Origin of the sequence: Paenibacillus vandeheii (assembly GCF_030433635.1) — a bacterium.
In the GTDB taxonomy this organism is placed as follows: Bacteria; Bacillota; Bacilli; order Paenibacillales; family Paenibacillaceae; genus Paenibacillus; species Paenibacillus vandeheii.
This window is the reverse complement of sequence record NZ_JAROCD010000002.1, coordinates 571422-589395: the sequence shown is the minus strand read 5'-3', so window position 1 is coordinate 589395 and position 17974 is coordinate 571422. Positions and strand designations below refer to the sequence as shown.

General features: G+C 33.1%; 17 protein-coding genes. 2 read left to right on the top strand and 15 right to left on the bottom strand.

The features are described from left to right. Nucleotides 1-203: 203 nt before the first annotated feature. From P5G61_RS05510 to P5G61_RS05445, 14 genes are all read right to left on the bottom strand, one after another. Nucleotides 204-1880 (bottom strand): YecA family protein, encoded by a 1677-nt coding sequence (locus P5G61_RS05510; RefSeq protein ID WP_301245196.1) that lies wholly within the window; start codon nt 1878-1880, stop codon nt 204-206. Nucleotides 1881-2785: 905 nt separating this feature from the next. After that, nucleotides 2786-4678, bottom strand: coding sequence for a hypothetical protein (locus P5G61_RS05505; protein WP_301245194.1), 1893 nt, complete (start codon nt 4676-4678; stop codon nt 2786-2788). 149 nt (nt 4679-4827) lie between these two features. Continuing rightward, nucleotides 4828-5475 (bottom strand): hypothetical protein, encoded by a 648-nt coding sequence (locus P5G61_RS05500; RefSeq protein WP_301245192.1) that lies wholly within the window; start codon nt 5473-5475, stop codon nt 4828-4830. Nucleotides 5476-5685: 210 nt separating this feature from the next. Then, nucleotides 5686-6732: a hypothetical protein gene (locus P5G61_RS05495; protein ID WP_301245191.1), complete on the bottom strand. Its 1047-nt coding sequence runs from the start codon at nt 6730-6732 to the stop codon at nt 5686-5688. A 187-nt stretch (nt 6733-6919) separates the two neighbouring features. Further along, nucleotides 6920-8506, bottom strand: coding sequence for an RNA-directed DNA polymerase (locus P5G61_RS05490; RefSeq protein ID WP_301245189.1), 1587 nt, complete (start codon nt 8504-8506; stop codon nt 6920-6922). Between the two features lie 155 nt (nt 8507-8661). Next, nucleotides 8662-9231: a hypothetical protein gene (locus tag P5G61_RS05485; RefSeq protein ID WP_105597805.1), complete on the bottom strand. Its 570-nt coding sequence runs from the start codon at nt 9229-9231 to the stop codon at nt 8662-8664. A gap of 194 nt (nt 9232-9425) precedes the next feature. Then, nucleotides 9426-10196 carry a restriction endonuclease gene (locus tag P5G61_RS05480; RefSeq protein WP_301245183.1) on the bottom strand — a complete coding sequence of 257 codons (771 nt, stop codon included), beginning with the start codon at nt 10194-10196 and terminating at the stop codon, nt 9426-9428. Nucleotides 10197-10380: 184 nt separating this feature from the next. Next, nucleotides 10381-10848: a DUF1643 domain-containing protein gene (locus P5G61_RS05475; protein ID WP_301245181.1), complete on the bottom strand. Its 468-nt coding sequence runs from the start codon at nt 10846-10848 to the stop codon at nt 10381-10383. A gap of 231 nt (nt 10849-11079) precedes the next feature. Further along, the gene (locus tag P5G61_RS05470) at nt 11080-11457 is read right to left on the bottom strand and encodes a retropepsin-like aspartic protease (protein WP_301245179.1); all 378 of its coding nucleotides are present in this window, start codon (nt 11455-11457) and stop codon (nt 11080-11082) included. Further along, entirely contained in the window at nt 11458-11700 is a 243-nt protein-coding gene (locus tag P5G61_RS05465) for a hypothetical protein (protein ID WP_062326752.1), read from the bottom strand. Between the two features lie 250 nt (nt 11701-11950). Further along, nucleotides 11951-12427, bottom strand: a complete 477-nt coding sequence (locus P5G61_RS05460) for a DinB family protein (protein ID WP_301245175.1) — start codon at nt 12425-12427, stop codon at nt 11951-11953. 209 nt (nt 12428-12636) lie between these two features. After that, nucleotides 12637-13380, bottom strand: coding sequence for a barstar family protein (locus P5G61_RS05455; RefSeq protein WP_285075060.1), 744 nt, complete (start codon nt 13378-13380; stop codon nt 12637-12639). 261 nt (nt 13381-13641) lie between these two features. Further along, complete coding sequence (locus P5G61_RS05450; protein WP_285075061.1) at nt 13642-14118, bottom strand: hypothetical protein; 477 nt, start codon at nt 14116-14118, stop codon at nt 13642-13644. 168 nt (nt 14119-14286) lie between these two features. After that, the gene (locus P5G61_RS05445; RefSeq protein ID WP_301245173.1) at nt 14287-15168 is read right to left on the bottom strand and encodes a hypothetical protein; all 882 of its coding nucleotides are present in this window, start codon (nt 15166-15168) and stop codon (nt 14287-14289) included. A 777-nt stretch (nt 15169-15945) separates the two neighbouring features. On the opposite strand from P5G61_RS05445, the gene P5G61_RS05440 reads away from it, so the two are divergent. Together P5G61_RS05440 and P5G61_RS05435 are read left to right on the top strand one after the other, a co-directional pair. Next, nucleotides 15946-16530: a matrixin family metalloprotease gene (locus P5G61_RS05440; protein ID WP_301245171.1), complete on the top strand. Its 585-nt coding sequence runs from the start codon at nt 15946-15948 to the stop codon at nt 16528-16530. Nucleotides 16531-16553: 23 nt separating this feature from the next. Then, complete coding sequence (locus P5G61_RS05435) at nt 16554-17159, top strand: hypothetical protein (protein ID WP_301245169.1); 606 nt, start codon at nt 16554-16556, stop codon at nt 17157-17159. Nucleotides 17160-17583: 424 nt separating this feature from the next. On the opposite strand, the gene P5G61_RS05430 is transcribed toward P5G61_RS05435, so the two are convergent. Further along, a complete protein-coding gene (locus tag P5G61_RS05430) occupies nt 17584-17895 on the bottom strand; it encodes a hypothetical protein (RefSeq protein WP_301245167.1) in 312 nt (103 codons plus the stop codon). Nucleotides 17896-17974 lie beyond the last annotated feature (79 nt).

Here is a 17974-nt window from a genome sequence, read left to right as displayed (position 1 = left end):
GCTTTGTCCTTTTTCGAACGTAGGAGTGTTATTTCTTTTTTGCTGATACGCTTTTTAAGGGCTTTTGAGACAGCCCCATCATAACTTGAATAATTATTTCATAAGTGCTATTGAGTGGGATGCTTATTCTTAAATTTTTCACTCAATGATTTGCTCTCGATATTATGTCAATTGGAGCTTTTAGCTTTCATATCATACTGTCTCTAACCGCAGCATTTTTTACTTTTTAATCCACTTCCACATAAGCACGGCTCATTTCTACCAATCTTTTGATTTCTAAATTTATATAAATCATCTATAAGTTTCATAATTTTTTTAGTATTTTCCACAACAATAATAAATAAAGTATAATTAAAGTTGACCAATCCTTCTTCACCCTGTAATGTACCTGCTCGCAGATTATGATAGATGTCATTTCTAAGATCATATAACCCTTGATAATAGTCATCATTCAGAATATCCACAATAATATTTGACAATGCAGATTTATCTGTTTTTTTCTTAAAGTCATGAAAGTACTTTATATCTTTATACTGAGGATAACGCTCTGATACATAGCGGGACAATTTATCATAACAAGAGTATATCCTTGAAACAGCACTATAAAGTAAATATTGTTGGTCCATTAGGTCATACAAGTGTAAATTCTCTCGTTGAATCCACTCTTTATAGAAAATTTCATTTTCCATATTACAAAAGTCAAATACACACCGTACTACTTCATTTAGCCTGAAAAATACATCCCCAATTAATATATTATTATACTGAGGAAGCTTATCAAATATTTTGATCTTATCGAATTCTAATTGTTGTATTTCTCTACCGGAATATTGTTTATCAAAGTGTGTAACTTGCAACTTCATAAATTTCGTGATCATTGGATGAGAAGTTTGTTCCTCGATGTTTGTTAAGCTACTAACTTTACTTATTATGAGTTCAAATAAATCATAATGTTTGTTTAAACAAAAAATGAGGTTTTTAATTTGAGGCAAATAAAAATCTGCATCCACTTCATCCCCGTCTCTGTTCCAAAACTTACTTGCCGCGATAGCATCTTTGTTCATTTCTTCTTCTATTTTTTTTGAATAATATGATAAATCATGTGTATTTAGTTTCCTTATTGTATTTAGTGTGCGATACATATGATTACCTTTAAGACCGTCTAGTATATTCTTAATATCAGATTCCTTATAATCATCAATTCCTTTTAAATAGTCTTCAATTTTATAGTTTTTATTGAGAGATAATTCATCATTGAAATTAAAATTGTATACTATACCTAAGATAACGTATATTCTTTCGTTTGCTTGGAATAAGTGCTCAATAGCGTTATTATAAAAAAATCTTCCAGAATAAAATTGTTTATCGGCAAATAAAATTCCACAGTTAAACAATGCTAGGTCTTTACAGCAAAGATTCATAAAAAAATGCGTATCTTCTAAGAGGTTGATTAAATATCCAAACGCTGTCATTTCTTGAGGAACTGTTGTTAACCCATTATCATTTAAGTGTCGAACTACTAGATCATCTAAACTTTCTTCAATCTTAATTGTCCTGCTATATAGTATAGTCTTTAAAGTTTGTTTTTCCTTCTCATTCAATAAATTATACCGATTGTCATCAACAATAGCTGTAAACATCTTATTTATTTCTGCATCATCAATCCAAAAATGTTTATCGATATAATCTGAAGTGAAGTATCCATTAAATTCATCCTTTTCAAAAATGGATCCAATATTTATTAAGGTCTCATCACAGCCATTTTCACATTCACAGGCACTATCATGAATTATATATAGTGAAAAACTATCACAAACAGGACATTTAAATCTCTTCCTGTAACTGATACTAGAACTTACTCTCATCGCTTTCTTCCACATTTTATTTCCCCCTGTTATAAGAACACTTTTGTAAAAGGATTGGTCATATGCTTATTCGCTTAGTGTTATTATCTAACGAAATAAAGTATCTTAACATGGCAGAAGTATTACGACTCGAATCTTTGGTGAGTAATATTGAAATCAACGGCTTCTTCCTCGAATAAATAGTAGACAACACCAAACTTAATTAAGTCATCAGTACTCGGCACTATTGAAGGACTATACCACTGGACAACCATTTCCCGAATGGGTGTGTTGTTGCATAAACATCTACTTCCACATCTAGTGTTCTACTTTTTAATTGTTTCTCATATTCCAAATGTCTTTCTATCATTATTCTCAATGGTCTAGTGCATAAATTAAGCCGTACTAAAGTTGACCTAATTCATGAAAATAATAACATCTACAACGACAAGAATTAACAAACCTAACAATATGTATTCTTGTTTCTTCTCAATCATTCAAATGTGCCTGTATTCAATGCTTTAATAAAGATGTTTTCCAATTTTTATATTGGTTATACCGATATTAAAGCAATTATATTCTACAAGAAACAGACCATGTATTCCTGTACCTAAATCATTTTCTCGTAACGCAAATAATTCACTACCACGAAGATAGTTAAGATTTGTTTAAATACTACTACGAATAAAACTCTAGTAAAAATAACTAAAATCTCTGCGACAATACCTAAAAATATTCTTTGAATATCTGATCATTATAGTAAAATAAAGAAATGGCTCCTCAGTCCTCTGACCTTTTCCCTGGTCTTACGATGAGCGTCTGTCTCTCAATCTCCAAATCACTACAACGTAAACGAATCAAACTCTCCAACACGAAGGTAAGAATCAAAATAGCCATATGCTTGGCTACTAGATTTGAGGTGTCAAAAGTCTTCTATTACACTATATTGATGTTTCTAATTCAAATTTCAAATCAAACAGGACATCTTCTGGGATTCCGTTATTCTTCTTTATTTTGATCATATCAATCAAAATATTATCAGTAATGACTAATATTAGTTTCTTATTTCGATTATGCAGATAATCTCGTTGCTTTCTTTTTGTGCTGGAACTAACATTATTCCTGGTAAATATAACTCCGAATTGACCGTAAACCTCTTTTTCTAGGTAATCTGAAATTTGCCTTAACGCATCATTATCTATTGCCTGACTATAATTTTTAAATTCAAACACAATATTATTGGAATTATATATTTGTTTAACTGTTTTCCAAAAATCATGTTTTCCTGTATTTGCAACAATTAAATCTCTGATATCTGTTTGAATACTATTTGATAACTGATACTCTGCTTTAAAGTAACTAAAGTTGTCCTCAAATAAATACCTGATGGCTCTATAACATATACCTTCATATTCTCTCCATCCACTTCCTTTAGGGCAATTTTCTAAGTCGCTAATTAAACTATTAGCTAAGGAAACATTATTTCTCCCAGCCCCAGTTAAAATTATTTCATTCAATTTTGGTAACAATATCTGACTTACAAGAATTCTCGAAAACGCTGATTCATTTAGTTTATATTTAAAACTTCTAATAATAGTATCAATATCAACAATAATTAGATTCTTTATATGTCTTAGCTTGTTTTTAGTTGAGCTTGGAACAACTGTAGAAGAAATGACGATAGTTTCTTTTTCTATTCTGTTTTTGGCCAAGACTCTAAGTTCATCTATATTCGAACTATAATCACCATTTAATCTTACTAATTTCACTTTTTCAACTTTTATATCTGATAGGTTTCTTTTAAAGTAGTAATTATCAAATTTATATTTATCATATCCATACAACGCCAACAAAATATTAATGAATTCATCAATGAATTTATTAGAATCTAGATAACTCAGAATTTCTATTAACTCATTATTTATCGTCTCTGCAATATGACTTATGTCTTGCATATCTCCAACTTCAACTTTAAAGCCGAGTGTTATACTACACGACTCTACTCGAGAGTCAATCTCGTACATCTCTTTTATTTCCTCATCAATATCTATATTTAATCCGTTTGTATCTTTTTCCATCATTTCAATAAGGCATACCTTTGATGAAACCTCAACAGTAGGCGCTTGAATATTTGACTTACTTACTACGTACTTAAATCTTATACCCTCATAATACTTAAATTTATTTCTCAATGAATAATAGTTTTCATCTATATACTTTGTATATTGTGCCCACCACCATTTTGAATAATTATAAATACTCTCAACTTGAACTTTACTTATAAATTCAACTGATTCATTCTTTACTATGTTTTTCTTAATACCAGAGATAAGTGATTCTATTTCTTCTGCAGCAAAGTAATTCAATTTATCATTCCCAAAGATCTTTGCTCTAAACGGGGGGCGTGTCTTATAACCAAGTCTAAGCATATCCCTCATCTCAGCAATATCTAATTTGTAAATAAGATTATTAAATTCTCTTTCACTTAATATCACATAACTTTGATTTATTGATTCCTTGATAGTAGCTGCTATAATAATTCTCAAATTGATCAGTCTAATATGTAAGTCCGTTTCTTTTTCGATTAATTCGATATAATTTATTAAAAACAGATTTTCAATTTTATATAGATAATTAGTTAATGTTTTAAGTATGACCTTAGGATCTTGTATTGTAAATGTTTCTAAATTCACTCCTAACGCAATTAATAGCTCACTTTTGATTTCATCACTCACTTTTTTTAATTGCTCTTCCATAGCAATTACTCGAAACTGATCTTGTGTATTCCATATGGTTTCTATATCTTCTAATTTTAATAATAAACTATTGATCATCTATCAACCCGCCCCTTAAGACAATAATATTTTCTTAACATTATTTCGGCTAACGTTCCTGTATTCACGCCCCAGCGCAAGCTGGTTGTCCGGCGAATGCCGGATCAAGGACGTATGTCCGCAGCGTGAATATTATGTTATCTGAAGGACTATACTAATTTAAAATGCAATTCTCGCAAGTCATTAGCTATAGTCTTATATCTTTGATAATCTCCGTTAATAAACTCATCGTAAATAAATCTAAAAAAAGTAGCATAGATAAATGCAAATAAAATAACTGCCAAAATTATTAGAAATATTGTTAAAACAGTAGTTAAATCATCAGTATATTTATTTAAGATATTTGTATAGGTAGCTGAAACAATGGGTAAAAGGACAGTCAAAAGAATTCCTCTCCCTACAAAGAATGGGACTTTCTGTTCTTCAGCTTGTTTTTCTACTAGCTTTATCAGCAAATCTAGCTTTTTAGGATCTGTGTCAATGCTCTCATTTCTCAAAAATTTTCTTAATCCTTCAATTCTAACTTGGTAATAGTTTTTTCCATTATTATCAGATTTAGTTATTCGATCTCGTTCTAAGGTCAAGTCTCTCAAAGAGACAACAAAACAAATGATTAAAGAGATAAAAGAAGCATTACTCCAATCAGATTTGAAACTATATTTTATTACTATGATTAAGATGATGCTTGATAGTAGAAAAATAATAGATCTGTAAAAGCCTTGCCACTTCATTTTTTTAAACATGATGTGTAACAAACTTAGGTCCTTCTTATAAAGTTTTAGAAGTTTGTCTGCCATTGGTTTCTCCTATTAGTTTTTTAGATAACGTTCCTGTATTCACGAACCCTTACTGCCTTAAGCGACCAAAGGGAGCGGCCGCGAGTCGGTTAGGCAGTAAGGGGTGTCTGCCTGATTTCGCTTCTTCGAAATGCCTCGGGCAGACCAAGCGGTGTTAGCCGCGCAGTGTGAATATTATGTTAACTGAAGTTCCTGCCTTCATAGACTATGCTAATCACCATAAGTCCCTAACATATATGCATTCATTTCCTCTATATATTTGTTGTGTAAAGGGAATTTATTACGGCACAAATCTACCAACTTATCTCTTAATGTCTGATCTTGAATCATGTACTTACACATATGCTCAAACTTTGCAAGTTCAATAGGTAGAGCTGGAATTTTTAGATTCTCATATAAATGAAATAGTTCAGTAAAAACTCCAAGTGTTACTCCCACTACATCGTCATAAACTAATTGAGCTTCTCTTTTAGTATCGTCCCTATTGAAATATTGATGGAAGTTATCATTAAACATGTTAAAGTCTATCTGCATATAGCCATCAAAAGTATAATTCTCTTCATTCCTTGCCTTTGATAAATGATCATATTTGTTGTCAAAAAGTTCTTCATAAGTTATCTTAGTAAGTTCAAGTTCGTCATGGTCCAAGTCACAGTAAATTCTCCATGTATCATCATGCGAATTAATTCTCTCATTATCAAATATTAGATGACCCCCTTTGTTTTTTATATCTAATTTCAAGTGCATAGAATAAGAAACAATGTCAGCATCATAATCAATTTTATTGGGGTTATATTTATTTGATAAAGTTTGATATCGCTTTGGATTTGTTATTTTAAACACATCTTCTATAAAAATAAATTTATCACTGGTAATTCGATAACTTTGAATGCCGCAAAGAGTATTAATTGCTCTTGCAAGATATAGCTTTGCATAATAATTTGTAATCTCTATCCAATGAAGAGCACCTGATAAATATAGATTCTTTGCTGCTAAATAGTTGTAGAATACTTTATAGAAAGAAAATAACGATTCATGTAGCAATGTAACTCTCAAAAGTTTCATATCTTCTTCATCAAGAGGAATTATGATTTTTGTGCCATTCTTATATTTCTCAAAGAAATCTACATCTTTATTAAAATTTTCATGCATAAACTTAGGAAGATGCCATTCTCTTGGACGTGGTACACCGGCCCTAAATTCAGCATATTCTGTATCTTTGTAAAAATTAATAATAGCGTGTCTTAAGGAATTCATTGATTTTTCTCCTTTTTAATAATACTTTGCAGGAATTTCAGTTAACGTTCATGTATTCATGACGTCCAACGTAGTCGGATGTGTCTGCTGAATCTACTTCCTTGGAATCCATCCGGCACACCAAGCCTCCGTGAGGAGCCGCAGCTTGTATATTATGTTAGGTGAAGTACTATGCTTTCTAGACATTCTAGAAGGAGTTTTTCTGCGCCCATTTCTCTATTACTTGCTCTAATAGATCTCTTTGAGTTAAACCTCTTGATTTATAATAGGGATTTCGTTCATCCTTTGGTAGGCAACTTATTGCTACTAGAAAAGCTCTCCTGACCCAAGGATCAGAAATAATACTAAATTTGTTTTCTCTAAAATATCTATGATTTTTTGATCTTCCTAAATCCAGGATCAGCTCTCTCACTGTGAAGTTATCATGATATTTCTTTATTAATTCTGAAAAAAAATGTTTATTGTTCCATTCATCATTATTAGAAAATAGATGCAATAACCAAGATCTATTGAATTCTAACTCACTCATAAAGCTACTTTGAAGTAAGCTTAACACTTTATTTCCTATTTCATGCTTTTGTTCTTCACTATAAGATCTAACTAGTTCAAGATGATTAATAATAGTTTTAATAATAGGAAACAACTTTCTCATATTTTCTTCTGTCAATATCAATTCTGCTACTTCAGTATTATCAAAACGCGCTAAATTTCCGATTAGAAATTTAGCAAAGCCTATATCAAACTCATCTTTATCAAGTTCTTCTTCTAGTAATTCAAATATGTTTAACTCATGGAGTTTTTTTATTTCTTCATCTCCCAATAAGGAAAGATCAATTTCCCCATAGAAATCTCTACTAAACCCCAGTTTATCTAATAACTCATAGAACTCTTCAATTACCCTATCTTTTTCTCTATCCTTATATAAATAAAGGTGCTTAGAAATAAAGCTTTCAGTAGTCAAAATTTTAGTTTTTTGTTCATTTAATTTTAAATTCAAAATATCATATAACTTTTGTGCTAAGAATGCTAAAGATTTATAGGCATCATTTTCAGATTTACAAAAAAGCCGATAATCATCGACATATCTAATAAACATAATATCATTTTCAATAAGTATCATATCGATCTCATTTAGTATAAGCTCCGCTATTGGGCGACTAAACTGAGGACCAATTGGAAGTCCTTTATGAGTCTGACTGATGTGCATAGCTTTAATTATATTAATCAAAGTCTCAGCATGAGCATTCTTTCCACTTAACCTTACACATTCGCGCAGATGGGTCTCAATATTATGTAAATATATACTTGGGTAAAAGTCCGTAATGTCTGTCATCACAACATACGAATACTCTTCAGATTCTAACAAATCTCTTGTTTTATCTTCGAATTCCTTCCAATTGTATTTAGGATCAAACAGGGTACCATCACTTTCAGGATTTAGCCTGAATGAATACACAACATCATGTACTGTTGGTATTCTTTTGTTTTCTATTTCTTCGTATATTTCATAAATCAATGCGTTATATACTATTGAATCTAAGGGATCTAATTGAGTACATATTCTAAACCCGACATTACTCTTTGGTGTGATAGTAGTTCTATATGGTCTAACTCCATTAGAGTATACATCAGTTGTTAATAGATGATTTTTCACATCATCCCAATTCTCATTAATTGCTTCAAATTCAAAAAGCTTTGGAAAAACGTAAGAATCCCCGTATTTATTAATATGCTTCAAGGACCAATTGAGAGATTCTTCTTTTAGTTTCAGCATTTTAAATTTTGACCTCCAAATTATTATAGTATTTCACCTAACGTTCTTTTATTCACGACCCAGCGTATGCTGGGTGTCCGGCAGATGCCGGGCCACGGGCGAATGTCCGCAGCGTGAATATTTTGTTATATGAAGTCTTATAAAATTATTTGACTTTAATGATAATCTTCAAAAAGAGAAATAATAGAAATAAGATATTCACTGATTCTTTCAAATTCTTTATGATCTCTTGAAACCTCTCCAATACTTTTAATTCCATGAAAAAATTTGTTTCTCATCCTTTTTGCTATAAAAAATAAAAAGTAAATTTTATCTTGCATTTTACTCTTATCACAGACTTGCATAAAAGCTATAAAACGTTCTTTTTCCTTTATAACTGGTGTTATACTTTGAGCATATAGTAGTTCAATAAACCCTTCGCTATCATTTTCGTACTTTTGATAAAAATGATTGAAAGATTTATAAATATTACTCACTAAGTCTCCTGAGATATCTTTTCTAGCTTCAGTATTAATAATAGTCAAATTCCCATTCTCATACTGGATCTGCAAAGAATTTATCCAAGCTAAAAATTCAGAGGCTGGTAAATTATCTCCTTGAAAAATAGCTCCTTTTGACATGTGTTCGAACAAAGACCAAACAAAAGAAAAATTTTTTGCCGATTCTAAGTTTAAATCTTGTTCTTCTTTTGTATACATTTCAATAACCCATTGTGTCACACTCATCTTTATCTCCCCAATCTATTTAATTTCTTTTAGCACTTAGTAAGATTTCATATAACGTTCCTGTATTCACGACTCAGCGTATGCTGAGTGTCCGGCGTATGCCGGACCGAGGACGTATGCCCGCAGCGTGAATATCATGTTATCCGATGGAACTGACTTCCCCGAAATACTAAAACTCATATCAGTCAAAGCTATTAATCTTCTCCCAAATAATATTTCCTTTTTAATTCTTCAGGATGTAGCATAAAGCTAAGTGCTTGCCTATTTCCCTCCGGCTCCAATAACAATTCTATAAATCCAAAATTATGGAGTTTTGAAAAGTTGTAAAGTGCATATAATTGCATCTGATTCACGCCTCTTACTACACCACTACCTTCAAAAGAAACCTCATTGAATTTTTCAGCAACTACTTTCGAAAAAAATAATGGTATAAGAAATTTGTAATTATATTCACTATTATTAGGGAAAGTCATATAATTACCATTCACTTCGAAATCCCCAAATTTCTCCATAATGATCCAAAAAGGAGCACCTATTACATCTTGATCAGGTAGAAATAATTTACTGATCTTCATACCAACAATTTGAGAGAAGGAGGGTAAGTCATTGATTGTCATAAGCTTGATATGATCATGGTGTGCAACATTTTTTGCTCCTTCTTGATATCCAGCTTTAGAAATCATTACACCTACTACATTACCTACATCATTTACCTTATACACGAAATCTCTAACTTCTTTTACTGATACTGGATTAACGTGATTTTTGCACTCAATAGCAACTTTGTGCAGAATATTTAAATGCTGAAATTCATAGTAAATATCAAATTCACTTGTTGAATTGGATCTTCCTACTAAAGTTGTTCGTTTAGAAATTCTAGCTTTACTATCATTTAATTTAATTAAGTTTGAATATACATAATGAATAAACTCCTCAAATTCTTTACCTTTTTGATAACTTGACATATTATACCTCCATAACATGAAATCTTTCTCTCGGTTCTTTCGGATATCGTTACTGTATTCACGACCTTGGCGAATGCCAAGGTGTCAGGCTGACTCTGCTTCCCGAGATTCGTCATGCCTGACAGAGGGCGTATGCCCAATACGTGAATATTATGTTATACGACGGAATTTACTACCTGAATAATCATCTGAAATAAATCAGTTCATCTATGTCGTGTCCAAGTCTTGATGGATGTCTAGGGTGGCCAGACTTAGCCTTCTTTAAGCAAAATAGATCAATTCCTTCATTCCTCAATAATTCCATTACTTTTTTGTCTCTTTTGTTAAAGAAATGTTTTTCGCCCCATGCTATGACCACTCTATCGGCTCTTAATGCTGCTTCTATAATGTACTTGTCGGTTTCAAGCCCTACAGGGTCTATTAATGATTCTTTTAGCCTTTTTGGATCGGTTGATATCAAACTATAGAGATTGACTACTTCAAGTGATCCATATTGAAATTTGTTTGCAAAGTATAGACATTGTCTTGAAGTCTGATCCTCTGAGCTTTCATTCGCTGTACTGGGATTTAACATTATGTATAATAACTTAGGTAGCGTAAGATCCCATTCTCTAGTCAATAAGTATCTATATTTTCTTTCTGAATCAAACATAGCGCCTTGCCTCATTTAACTCACCTTCTTTTGAGTTTTTGAAAATATGATTTAAGTTCTGTCGTATAACGTTGTTGTATTCACGAACCCCGCTAGGGGTTGTCTGCTGAAATTCCTCCCCGTAATCCATCCGCAGACCAAGGCTCCACAAGAGCCGCTGCTTGAATATGATGTTAAGTGATGTTCCAGTCTTCCTCGAATCACCACTCAATCTCTTACGTCTTTTATCTTTTATGAACGAAGTAATTTAAATTTCTTTAGATCAATATCAAATTCTCCTTCCGTCAGTACATCGAGTCCCAAAAGTCCGTTAATGTTGTGATATTTAAATGATGTAAAATCTATGTATACATCCTTTAAAATGAAATCCCCTACCTGTATACCGTCGATTCGCTTACTGAAGGCATGCTCTTTACCTCCGATTCCGTAGCTGGTTATGATTTCATCGTCCATACTCACTAGTATCCCAATCTCATCCACTTCATCTTGTGAAATCAAGCTATGACTGGCTCCTGTATCGATCACGATGTTCGATATCACTTTCTTCTGCTTATTAAAATGGACTGTTATTTCCGTGAATAACAGCCCATCTCTATATTCAATATTCATTTAAAGATTTCTCCTTAATCCTATATTTTTCCGTACCTTCACAACGATTTGATCTTTGGAAGTATGGTAAACCAGAGTCTTGTCTCTACTGTTCAATAATTCGCGAGTCGCTTCTTCATCACTGATCGGGCCAATCACGGCCACATCATCAATAATCTCTTGATTGTCTGTTTCTTCAGAATGAAGAACTTCGAATTTTACGAATTGATTCGGAAAAATCTGTTGAACTTCTTGCCATTTCATCATTGTCCCTCCTATGTTTTGTTGGTTATATTATACCATTTCACAAGCCTATAGCTCTCACTGGAATTTCACTTAACGTTGTTGTGTTCCTGACATCAATTCCCCATAGATAGCTCTTATCTAAGGGGAATTGATGTGTCTGCCTGAATCTGCTTCCTTGATATCCTTCAGGCAGACCGAGCGGCGACAGACGCGAAGCTGGAACACAGTGTTATAAGATGTTGGGGCCATCCCTGAATTCGCTTACACTTTACTGTATTGACTTTACGTACTTTTCAATTTGTTTTTTATGGTGTTTATCGTGGGGAATAAATCCTCTTAAATATCCCCTAATCGAAAACTTCTTTCTGTCTCCGTCTTTATATTCCTTTATATAATCTTCCTCTGGTAATCCGGTGATATCATCAATGATCTTGTTTCTGTGTTCAATGAATTGGTTAATGATAGAATCTCTTGTTTGGGTCTTTGCATATTCCCTTGCATTAGCGTTGAATTCATCAAAGTTCAAATGCCTTACAGTCACGGATTGACCAAGCTTAATCTTCTCTATGCCTTCCTCATAAAAATATTTGTCCCAAAGCATGATATGACTTACAACATCTTTCAATGACCTTTTCCCTTCTGAAATGGGACTGTTCCAATGTTCCTCATCTATAGTCTTTAACTCTTGTACAAAATCAATAAAGGTTTTGAATTCTTCCACCATTTCCAAAGAGGTCTTCGCCATGTACATTACTCCTTTGAGTTGTTTTTATATCCTTTGCCCCAATTTCTTATAACGTTTCTGTATTCATGAACCCCACAGGGGTTGTCTGCTGAAATGCTTCTCCGCATTCCTTCAAGCAGACCAAGGCTCCATCGGAGCCGCAGCGTGAATATTATGTTATAAGATGTCGGTGTCTTCTTCGATTAACTTTCAAAAAATCATTTTTAGTTTTAAAGTTTGATTGTAACATTATGTTCGTTAAGCACTTCTAAAATATTTTCAATTATTTCGCATTTATCAGCAAATCCATTGATTTCAATCGTAAAAGGTGGTTTCACACCAAAGCCTCCGCACAAGCAATCTGACAAGCTGTCCAGACATCCGCCGAAATAACCTCCAGGGCCATTGATGGATTCACCCAGCGCAAAATAAAAAGAAATCTTATCTGTGATATGTCGACCATCAACATAATACGTTTGATTAGTTATGTCCTGAATATTACTGGAGATTTTACAATAATTATTGCGATTTCTAATTATTTCCATCCAGATCTCGCGCTGGTGGTTAGTAAATTGAGACCAAATATTTTTTTGTTTTAACTCTCTACCAAGATCCCAGAGTCTTAGAATTTCCATAGAAAGAGCAATTGGAAGATAACCAGCAATATTAACATCTCGCCCATCTTTTAAATCTGAAGAGGTAAATACTTTCTGAGTATTCAATACAAAATAATAATTACCTATCTTATTACCACAATGATCTAAAATAAGTATGTATAAATTACTTATGGGATACTTTCGGTTTGAGCAAATCTGTTTAAAGTCAGCGCTGAAATGAAAATTAATAAAACTGAGATCGTAGTAATCCTCATCCGCAGTTTCACTAATGTTCGTTTCTAATAATCCAGCAATATTATCGCAATGTCCGATAATTAAACTGCCATCCTCGTCGAATAGACTATATTTGTAATTCATAGATTTACTCCCTATGTATTTGCATTAATTATGGGTTTACTCTTTACGCCGATTTCTTATAACGTTCCTGTATTCACGACATCGTTCCCCCTTAGATAGCTCTTATATTAGGGAGATCGATGTGTCCGTTGAATTAGCCTCTCTGCCAATAGCCTCTAACGGACCAAGTAGCGGCGATAGCCGATCCGCAACGTGAATATAATGTTATAAGATGTTGCGCCTTCCCCGAATTACTCTTCATACTTGATTAAAATGATTTTCTTATCTTTTATAATGATTATCGATTTTTTCAATGAGTTTAAAGTACAATTTCATTAGTTTTTCATTATGTTCTTTCTGAACCTCTTCATAAAAATTACTGAGAGTAATAATCCCATCAATTTCTCTAACTATAACTTTGATATCTTGATCTAACAAATGATATTCTTCGAATAATAGGGGTCTTACTTTCTCATGATAATTATTAAAATCAAATTCCTCTGGATATGAAGTAACAATCATAACTTCTCCATCTACTTTAAGAACTTTATTATAAATTTTCAGCTTATCTATATACTCTTTTCTGTTAACTTCCTTTTCTAGCTTTTCCCTTTCCCATTCAATTTGTTTTTGAAATTTACTATTATCATTTTTTTGATTGTTTTTACTAATCATATACGCACCATAAAAAGTCAGTGCTGAAGCAGAAATTGTTGCTAAAGCCGTAATTGCATTTCCTAGCCACTGTGCATCTGCCATGGTATCTCCTTTTAATTCGATATATCTTTTGCGCAATTTCTTATAACGTTCCTGTATTCACGACCCGACGTATGTCGGGTGTCCGGCGAATGCCGGACCAAGGACGAATGTCAGCAGCGTGAATATTATGTTATCTGTAGTTGATATCTTCCTGAAACACTTTCTGCTTTATGATTCATTAATAATCTGTACCAGCTCTTCACTGCCTATTCCTGAATAATTTTGAAAAACTACTTTTATAAGGTTCAACTCACTTTTAAAATTTTTTATTATTTTCTGCTTAGGAATGCCAGAGTCGATTTTCTGTTGAATTTTATTAGGAACATACGCAGCAAGATCAGCTAGTGAGCTATAAAGCAAGGCAGTTTTTGAATGAAAATGAGGATGCTTACATATGGAAATATATTGGCTCGGAAACTTCGGATACATTTGTTCAATTCCAGAATATAATTTTCTAAAAGTAACATCAGCAATATTTTCTATCTTCCCGTCTAAAGAATACTCTTGTTCGACAGATATATGATAAATATTGTTCTGAGTGTTTGGAATAGTTATTATTCTCTCAAAATTGTTCCAAAATAAAGTGAAGTATATTTCTTCATTACTCATCACTTTCTCATTTACTTCAGTGAATAATTCTTCCTTATTCTTTCCAATAAATAATGCGACCTTAGGTATCTGATTCACAACTTCAGCATAACTAGAAATAAATTCGTCCCTTCTATTTTTAAGTTGTTTAGAACCATAAATATCTGTAAAGTGAATTTTTTTAATTCCAAATTGTAACGTTAAATCCTCAAGCTGTTTTTCAATTCTGTTCAAAAAATCAGTAGCTAAAAAAGGCATCATAACTAAGCAAACTCCGTAATTCCCTTTAAACTCCGATTCATCTGATAAAATTGTATATAAATCTCCTCCAGGATTTATTACTGGATTTATATAATCATTCGCGTGATGCCCTGTTACTTTATACAATTGTTTAGAAAGGTCTGTGGAGTCATCTGATTTCTCATCATTATTTGTAAATCTATAATATTTAAAATTATTCACTTTAAAAATCCTCCTTCATCAATTACAGATAACATCTAATTTATGTACTTCGTAAATACCACATATTCATGGTAGTATCTGAACTACGTATATGATAACCTATGAGGTGATATTTGCGAAGAAAAATTTGGTGAAAAAGGGAGAATTATTGGGATGCTTAATCTCCCATGTTCATACTATCCAGTGGGCTTTGAATACACTGAATATTTTTCGTATCAGCCAACGATTGGCTCTATATTCAGCTATGCATTTCTGCACGATATCCCAGACGAGATTTGATAGAAGCGTCCTCCGATTCTTTTGCCCCTTCCCCTGTCTCACGATGAGTGTTTTCAATACGTCTGAACATTGGATGTAGTCATCTCCGTACTTTTAATTGGAAAACTGCTCAGAAAAACGTTCGACCTGATTACAACAATACGCTCTAATCGTTTTGCGGCTGTATCCTCGTAACTTTAGCGCCTTCTGCAACTGTTCTTTGCCCCAAGACTTGTTGTTGTTTCCTCAACTAGCTTTCCATTGCTGTATTCTCAACCCATAACTCCGGGGTAAATCTGAACGTCATCTGAATCAAACAGGCTCGTAAACTCTTGGATAATCGCAATAGTGTAGGGAGTAATCACACTTATTGTATTTTTAATTCCTAACATTGAATCCGCTTCCATATATAGTTATAATATATCAGATCCCTAAATTGGAATAATTATATAAAAGGAGGATATAAAATCTATACATACAATTTTGGGACAGATCTACTATAGGAAGGTGCCATTATTGATGAGAACATCTAAAACGTTTAAAAAAATTATTATTCTAAGTCTTGCCATTCTTCCTTTAAGTCTAGGTATGCTTCAATCCGATGCTGACGCTGTTAGATATTCAGGTGGTAGAACAAGTGCCACATATAATGTGTGGTATTCAGATTCTGTATCGTCATATGGCTATGTTTCAGCAATAGATGAAGCTCGGTTCAAATGGAATGATACATCAACAAAAGTTAACTTGACTAGAGTTCTCTCCTCGACCGGAACACCCGATAAATATTATATTGGCACGACTGCCCATCCTACTTGGATCGGCTTGCAAGAGCCTTTTAAGTTAGGCATTTCAGGAGGCTATGTTCAAGCTAACAACAGTGATACTTGGGCATTTAGTAATATAAGAATGTATCATAACAACATGAGTAGATTTGACATGACAACCCCTCAGATTATTTCCAATGCAACTCATGAATTCGGTCATGCATTAGGATTAGATCATACCCCAGACTCTGGTTCTAACTCTGTAATGAAATCAGGAATTCAAGCAATCGGTCCCACAACATATGATATCCAAGAAATTAGACTTAAATGGGGAAATTAATTTATAACTGAGAGGGTGAGATCATGTCTTTAACAAAAAAGAAATATGTAGTAATCCCTGTATTGTTATTATTGGTTATCTCTGTTGGTACAATTGCATATTTAAATGGAGATTCGGAACCAGATCCTCAAATTAATAAAGTTGTCAATCTTTCTGCCAACTCCATAACATTCAATGAAATTAATAAACTAGATGAATTTGCTGAATTGGTTGTTATTGGATATGCTACAGATGAATTTATAGATAGAGAACATGTGGTAACTGCTTTCGATGACGGAACAATGCAATCATTCCACACGAATACCAATATGAAAATTGAAAAAATATTGAAAAAGCCAGAAGATTTCCCTTCAGATCAAAAAGAGTTAACAATCATTGAACCAGTCAGTCTTGATGGTGATGTTAAATATACAGCTGATCATTATGTTGAACTACAGAAAGATGATAAAAGTGTGATTTTCTTAATGAAAAACACTTTTGGTGATTATGGATTAATCAATGATAACTTAGGGAAGTTCAGCCTAGAAGAGACTAATCAAAGTAAGTTGTCTCAATCCTTCACTTCTCAAGAGTTATCAGAATACGAATTATTTCGTGCCTCAGTAATGGAGAAGTACAATATAAATTAATATTTGCAACCCCCACGGCGTCTAGCTTCCATCAGCCCCATAAGAGTTTTATTATCTAGCGCTTGGTAAAGGCGAATTGAAAGTCTGCCGACGGCGCTTTATTTCAAGCGGCCCCTCTAAGCCCCTCTAAAGGACTTTTTTATTTACCTTTTTACTGAATTCCCCGTAAGCGGGTTAGTCAGTTGTTCGGAATTCTTATCACTAAGTAGTGTTATAAATCCTGATGAATTATTCTTTAATACTCTAGGAATAACCTCATGTCGTCTTTGTTTTCATCATTTATCAAAGGAGGAGGCTTTATTGGAGGTTGTTGGAACCTTCTACGTGACTTTGAAAAAGAAAAAAAAGGAAGGCCCTTCTTCATCCCATAGGGAATCAAATGACCTTCCGATGCTTTCATATAGCATCTTTACCCAAGCCTGCACTACTGAACAATTCGTCCTGATGAATTACAGTAGACGATTGAACCCGCAGATATTTCGTCTGGGGAAATCCCTTTCCCCAAACATATACCGATATTCTTCTTGCCGGCTATAGAATGATTAATTTGAGAAGAAACAACTTTATATACTTGCTCTTCACCATCTATTTTTTTGATGATAATCTGGTCGCCGATAATCTCTTTGATTGTTGACGGAAGTAGTTCATCCAACTCTTCATTGGCCCCCATAACGATGGTTCCAAATTCCGGTGTATCGAAGACTAACCCCACGCCAAACAACATTTTAGTTTCCATTCTGTGGCCTCCTTATCTCTGATCTAACCTTTGACATCTCGCACCCTAAGATCGGGATTACGAAGTCTAACCATGGCAT